Genomic DNA, 6,097 nt, shown 5'->3' on the forward strand with positions numbered 1-6,097 from the left:
GCATGATGTACTGGTCCACAGCAAATTTCTCATCTTCTGAAAATTCCTTACGGGGGCCTGCAACAATAAGGGCCTCATAAGGTTTCAACATCTCTGGCGAGCTACCCGGATTCCCGCGATCCACCTGGTAATATCGCGACAGAGCATCGGTAATATCCACCACATCAATCTCTTCGTACTCGCCATGCCCCTCCAAAAAAGCAATGCGTGGCATATCCTCGGTTAATAGTCGTCGGATGCCATCGGTCAGTTTGTACTCCAACATCTCAACAGAGGAATTCAAATTTCCGGCTCCCGATTGTCCGGGGTCATTTTCCAGAAGATTCACAGGAATTTCAGCATCTTCCGATTGAAATACCAAATAGGGATAAACCAGTGTTCTGCTGCGCGAGCCATCCTCCTTTGCTTCATAAACAGGAACCGGTTCGAGTCCCAGTTCTTCCATTTGCTTTATCGCTTGTTTTGATTCATCGCCGGATCCGGTAGGATCGATAAACCGGTAATCCAGGTTTGAACCGGCATAGACACCAAACTCATCCAGTTTGTCTTCCACCGACTGTGACAAGCGGCTGAACCCCACATTCAGATCACCAGAAAGATAAACACGGGCAAATACAGGTTGCTCCATTTGGGAAAGAAAGTCTTTGGAGATTCCGGCAAGCGTATATCTTTTTTCAGCAGTCAGATCCAGTCGCGCAACCAGCGAAGAAGCCAAAACATTGACAACCAATACAGCTGCCAAAAGAAAGCCGAAATTTACCAGATCTTTCTGTTTATTTGATTTTCCCGACATATTTCAATTCTCTTTTTTTCCGTTATAAAAAGCTTAAACACAGAAACGCAACAACGCAAGGTTTTTATTACCCAAATTCTTACAAGCAAGCGGCAAAGCCGAGCGATGCAATTCCGCTCAACAGCCTGTCCCGATTTTGATCGGGAATTGAGAAAATATAAGATTTTCCCCAAAAAATGGTGAAAGCCAACATTCTCTAAAGCGGGGTTAACTCTAAGTAAAGCGATACTTCGCTGAACTCGTATCGCTCAACTTAGGTATTATCTTATATTTGACCTTTAACCTCGATGGTTTTAAGAAATACATTATATACATTTCTATAAGTTTAAGATAGTAAGGTTTTAAAATCACTATTGTCAATTTAAAGAAAAGAGATTGCTTCACTACATTACCAATCACAGATTTTTTGTAACAGAGAAAAATTAAACCATTAATTGTAGGCCCCCATTCGGGAACCGGTCTATTTGCCCAACATAACCCGGTTATTCAAATTTGCCCTCTACAAGGACGAACCAATTCTGTCACTGGCGCCCTATTCCTCAACCTTTTGAGGAGGCCACTGGCAATAACATACCTTTAAGTGATATTATTGGGGTGGAACGAAGCAATCTAAATCTTAACTTTTCAATTTCCCCGGGTCCTAGTGTTTCCAATATCAACATAAAACAACGAACTTCCGCAATGCCTACCACCTTCTACTGCTCAAAACCAACCTGGTAAGCCCCAGAAATACAACAATCAGCCCCAGAAAATACAGCACATCACTAAGGTCAATCACCCCTCTGCTCAAGGCCTGATAATGTGAATCAATACCCATACTTACAATAAAAAACCTGAACCCATCAAAAAACGGGACGGAAGCCAGCGAATCAAACCCACTATAAAACACAAATGCCAGCAATGCTGCCAAGACAAAAGCAACAATCTGGTTGTCGGTTATAGCGGATGTAAATACGCCCATGGCCACATAAGCACCTGCCAGCATCAGTAATCCGATATAACTGCCCCATATTGCCCCGGCATCCACATTCCCCCCGGGTTGAGCCAGACTGGCAACAGAATAGAAAAAAATCAGCGTAGGAAGCAAACTTAAAATCACCAGCGATAACCCGGCCAGATATTTGCCGGTCACTATCTGCCAGTCAGAAAGAGGCCTTGTTAAAAGCAATTCGATGGTACCCGATTTCTTTTCATCGGCAAACAGGCGCATGGTAATGGCAGGAACCAGAAACAGGTATAGCCAGGGAGCCATATAAAACAGCCCGTCCAGATTGGCATATCCGCCAAATAAGATATTCAAATTGCCCGGAATCACCCAAAGAAACAAACCGTTGAGTACAAGAAACACTGCAATAACCAGTGACCCGGTTAGAGAACTGAAAAAAGTAAATAACTCTTTTTTCCACAATGCAAGCATAGAATTGTAATTAGTTTTTAGTCATTGGTTCATAAACAATATTCGTCCTTACTCCTTCTGACTGTTAAGTGTATCCCACATAAGGCGGGCAGTTTTTTTACTGCTTCCGGGGCCTCCCATTATTTTTTGTAACTCTTCATAGTCCGCAAACATTTTATTCCTGATGCCTTCGTCGCAAAGAAGATTCCGCAGTTCTCCTGTCAGGTTTTCTTCGGTCATATCGTTTTGAAACAACTCAGTCACCACTTCTCTGTTCATAATTAGGTTGACCAAAGAAATAAATGGCACCTGAATAATCACTTTTTTGGCCATAAAATCGGTCAGAGTCCCTCCCCACATTTTATAACAAACCACCTGCGGACAATTGAGCAAGGCTGCTTCCAGCGTTGCGGTTCCAGAGGTGACCATTGCCGCCCTGGCTTGCTGAAGCAAAGCATAAGTCTCTCCAAAAAGAACCTTGAGGGTACCTTCACCGGGTACATATTGTTGATAATCGGCTGCATTAAACGAAGGTGCCCCGGCAACAATAAACTGATGATCGGGAAATTTGCGAACCATTTTCAGCATATCCGGCATGATACGCCCTATCTCCTGCGCCCGGCTGCCTGCTAAAACAGCCACAATTGGCTTGTCTGGTAGATTATTCCGCTCCAGATAAGCTTCCCGAGATTCATCCTTATACTCCCGGGTATTGATAGCATCCAGCAATGGATTGCCGGAATAAGCCACCGGCACATTGTATTTTGCATAAAAATCGGTTTCAAAAGGCAGGATAGTAAACATTTTATCAACCCATTTCTGAATTCGCTTTACCCGACCCTTGTTCCAGGCCCAAATTTTGGGAGAGATGTAATAAAACACCTTCAGCCCGTTACTGTGAGCAAAATCAGCAATTCGCAGGTTGAAACCCGGATAATCTACCAAAATCAACACATCAGGATGGTATCGAAGAATATCTTCCTTACAGTCGTTCAGATTTTTGAATATGGATTTCAGATTGGTCACCACTTCCCAAACACCCATATATGCAGTATCGCGGTAATGTCTGACCAGGGTGCCTCCCTGACGGGCCATGAGATCCCCTCCCCAGAAACGAAATTCCGCTTCGCTATCCAGCGTTTTTAATTCACGCATCAGATTGGAGGCATGTAAATCTCCGGAAGCTTCTCCAGCAATGATATAATACTTCATTTAATATTAGTTTTCTGGCAATTATCAGCTATTGGTTCAACCATTTCACCAGCAGAACTCAATAGAAAAAATTTATATCTGGCCCCTTTTATAAAAAACAACCGGTCGAGCTTTTACAAAAACTTCTGAATCAATTGTTTATTTTTAAAAGTTGTTTTGTGTTAAGATGCAGACCTTCAACACCATACCATTTATATTAATTCTTATCTCTAAGAATCTAACGGTCTATTGAAAAAATATCACCTCAGAAAATACAAAAGGACCGTAGCCAGTGTATAAATCAGAGTCGCAATAACAATGCCACGTGCCGCCAAAAGACGTTCGGTCCAAATTGCCAAAAAGAAAATCAACAGATTGGGTAATACACTCACGCTAACCAACTTACCCAGGCTTTGCAACTGAAACATCGTCTTTACAAAATCCCAAAAACCCAAATCTCCGGTATATCGTCCCTGAAAAAGAAGAATGCTGAAAACAACCGGAACGACAAGTCCAATTAAAATGCCAACAATCTGTTTGTTACATTTACAAATCATCTATCATCAAAAAATCGGGCTAAACAACCCCGTTAATACTCATTTCATACGACTGGGCCTTTAACTGCTCAATGGCACCATGGTCGGTGATGTCCAGGGTACATGGCACCACAGAAACAAAACCCTGACTAAGAACATGCTCATCAGTGTCATGAGCATTGGGTTCCAGATTTTGGAAAAAGCCAGTCAGCCAGTAATATTTTTGTTTTCGGGGATCTTCCCGTTCCACGAACTCCTCCACCCATCTTCCCCTGGCCTGACGAACTACTTTAATCCCTTTCAGGGTGTTTCCTTTAGGTACATTTACATTCAGAAAAGTACCGGAAGGCAGGCCAAACTGAATTACCTGCTGAATTACCTGACGGATAAAGGGTGTAGCTGCGGAAAAATCAGCATCAGGACTGTAATCCAGCAATGAAAAGCCGATGGAAGGAATCTGATTCATCACCCCTTCTCGTGCACCTCCCAAAGTACCACTATAGTGGACACTTGATGAACTGTTGCTTCCATGATTAATACCTGATAAAACCAAATCAGGAGTACGTGACAACAATGAATTTAACGATAGTTTCACGCAATCCACTGGTGTTCCATTGCTTTTAAAAATATAAAGTCCTTTTTCGCTGTGTACTTTTTTCAGAAATAGAGGCACTTTTACGGTAATGGCATTCGACATCCCTGATTGTGCCGAATCGGGGGCAACGACCACCACATTTCCAAACTCCCGGGCAATTTCTCTAAGTATCTGAATACCCCCGGCCTCCACACCATCGTCGTTGGTAACCAGGATTAATGGACGATGGTTTTCTTCAAACTTTATCATATTCTTTACTTTTTTCTACTCAACTACCGAAAAAACTAATTTTTCGGGCTTTTCCCATTAAGTCCCAAAGATATTGAAATAAGAGGAAACAACAATATTGAACAACTCTAAACCCCCAATAGTCCGTTAAAAAAAACTTAAACGCAAAGACGCAATGACGCAAAGTTTTTATTATGAGAGAGTTACAAGGCACCCCTGGCGTGCGCAGACCACTTGTAATCAGGCACTTGCGTTCCAGTATTTTCGGGACAAGGGAGTATTGGGTTTAAGCACTGAATCCCGAAATAGGGGATAAGGCAATTCGGGATTAGATTAAACCAACTCTCAACCCGCAACTCAAAACCCATCCCGCTACCCCCTAATCCCCTGAAGGGGGAACCACCGTCCCTCAACCCGCAACCCAAAACCCACAACACCGAACACAAAAAGATATCTCTATTTTTTAGCACGTTGAAACATATTTCTTATTTTTGCGGGTCGTTAAGTTTCAATTCCTAATTACTGGCGTACCTATTCGTTTCAGAAATTTGAAAACACAACATACTCATGGACATCTCATACAACTGGCTAAAAGATTACATTAATACAGAGTTGCCGGCAACTGAAATTGCTACTATTCTCACCGATTTGGGACTGGAAGTTGGCTCTGTAGAAACCATTGATACCGTTAAAGGAGGCCTGCGTGGCCTGGTGGTTGGAGAAGTACTCACCTGCGAAAAACACCCCAATGCAGACAAACTGAGCGTCACTACTGTTAACATTGGCGAAAGGGAGCCCCTTCCAATCGTTTGTGGAGCTCCCAATGTAGCCGCAGGACAAAAAGTAGTGGTGGCGACTGTGGGAACAACGCTTTACCCCGATGAAAACGGGTTTGAAATTAAGAAAGCCAAAATCAGGGGAGAGAAATCCGAAGGGATGATTTGTGCAGAAGATGAAATAGGTCTGGGTTCCAGTCACGACGGCATTATGGTCTTAGAACCTGACACCAAAGTGGGCACCCCGGCTGCCAAATATTTCAATATTGAATCAGATGTCCGCATTGAAGTAGATCTCACACCCAATCGAATTGATGGTGCTTCGCATATTGGAGTGGCCAGAGATTTGGCTGCCTACCTCAAGCAAAAAGATAATTCTGTTAAAGTAAAATGGCCATCAGTTGATGATTTTAAAATTGACAATCACGACTGGCCCGTTCATGTAAAGCTAGAGAATCCTGAAGCCTGCACACGATACAGCGGACTCACCATCAGCGGGCTCACAGTGAAAGAGTCGCCGGACTGGTTGAAAAACAAACTGCTGGCCATCGGCATGACACCCATCAATAATGTGGTGGACAT

6 protein-coding genes are annotated in these 6,097 nt (G+C 43.1%); 1 reads left to right on the forward strand and 5 read right to left on the reverse strand.

Translation table 11 applies throughout. From position 1 onward, the window contains the following. The 5 genes from QZZ43_RS00005 to surE form a co-directional block, all read right to left on the reverse strand. A partial coding sequence (locus QZZ43_RS00005; RefSeq protein ID WP_291854559.1) for a Gldg family protein occupies positions 1–793 on the reverse strand: 793 nt, incomplete at its 3' end. A 685-nt stretch (positions 794–1,478) separates the two neighbouring features. Beyond that, a complete protein-coding gene (gldF, locus tag QZZ43_RS00010) occupies positions 1,479–2,210 on the reverse strand; it encodes a gliding motility-associated ABC transporter permease subunit GldF (RefSeq protein ID WP_291854561.1) in 732 nt (243 codons plus the stop codon). Between the two features lie 48 nt (positions 2,211–2,258). Beyond that, the gene (gene lpxB, locus QZZ43_RS00015) at positions 2,259–3,401 is read right to left on the reverse strand and encodes a lipid-A-disaccharide synthase (RefSeq protein ID WP_291854564.1); all 1,143 of its coding nucleotides are present in this window, start codon (positions 3,399–3,401) and stop codon (positions 2,259–2,261) included. A gap of 239 nt (positions 3,402–3,640) precedes the next feature. Further along, positions 3,641–3,937, reverse strand: a complete 297-nt coding sequence (locus QZZ43_RS00020; RefSeq protein WP_291854570.1) for a hypothetical protein — start codon at positions 3,935–3,937, stop codon at positions 3,641–3,643. Between the two features lie 19 nt (positions 3,938–3,956). Beyond that, positions 3,957–4,760, reverse strand: coding sequence for a 5'/3'-nucleotidase SurE (surE, locus tag QZZ43_RS00025; RefSeq protein ID WP_291854573.1), 804 nt, complete (start codon positions 4,758–4,760; stop codon positions 3,957–3,959). Between the two features lie 546 nt (positions 4,761–5,306). Between surE and ytpR the strand changes: the two genes are divergently transcribed. Next, positions 5,307–6,097: YtpR family tRNA-binding protein (gene ytpR / locus QZZ43_RS00030; protein WP_291854576.1), on the forward strand; the 791-nt coding region annotated here is incomplete at its 3' end.

It is taken from the genome of Marinilabilia sp. (assembly GCF_016278715.1).
Classification (GTDB): Bacteria; Bacteroidota; Bacteroidia; order Bacteroidales; family Marinilabiliaceae; genus Marinilabilia.

What these genes read in the sequence shown, in the direction of transcription:
- gldF (WP_291854561.1), bottom strand. Translation starts at nt 2,210, where the DNA reads ATGCTTGCATTGTGGAAAAAAGAGTTATTTACTTTTTTCAGTTCTCTA.
- lpxB (WP_291854564.1), bottom strand. Translation starts at nt 3,401, where the DNA reads ATGAAGTATTATATCATTGCTGGAGAAGCTTCCGGAGATTTACATGCC.
- QZZ43_RS00020 (WP_291854570.1), bottom strand. Translation starts at nt 3,937, where the DNA reads ATGATTTGTAAATGTAACAAACAGATTGTTGGCATTTTAATTGGACTT.
- surE (WP_291854573.1), bottom strand. Translation starts at nt 4,760, where the DNA reads ATGATAAAGTTTGAAGAAAACCATCGTCCATTAATCCTGGTTACCAAC.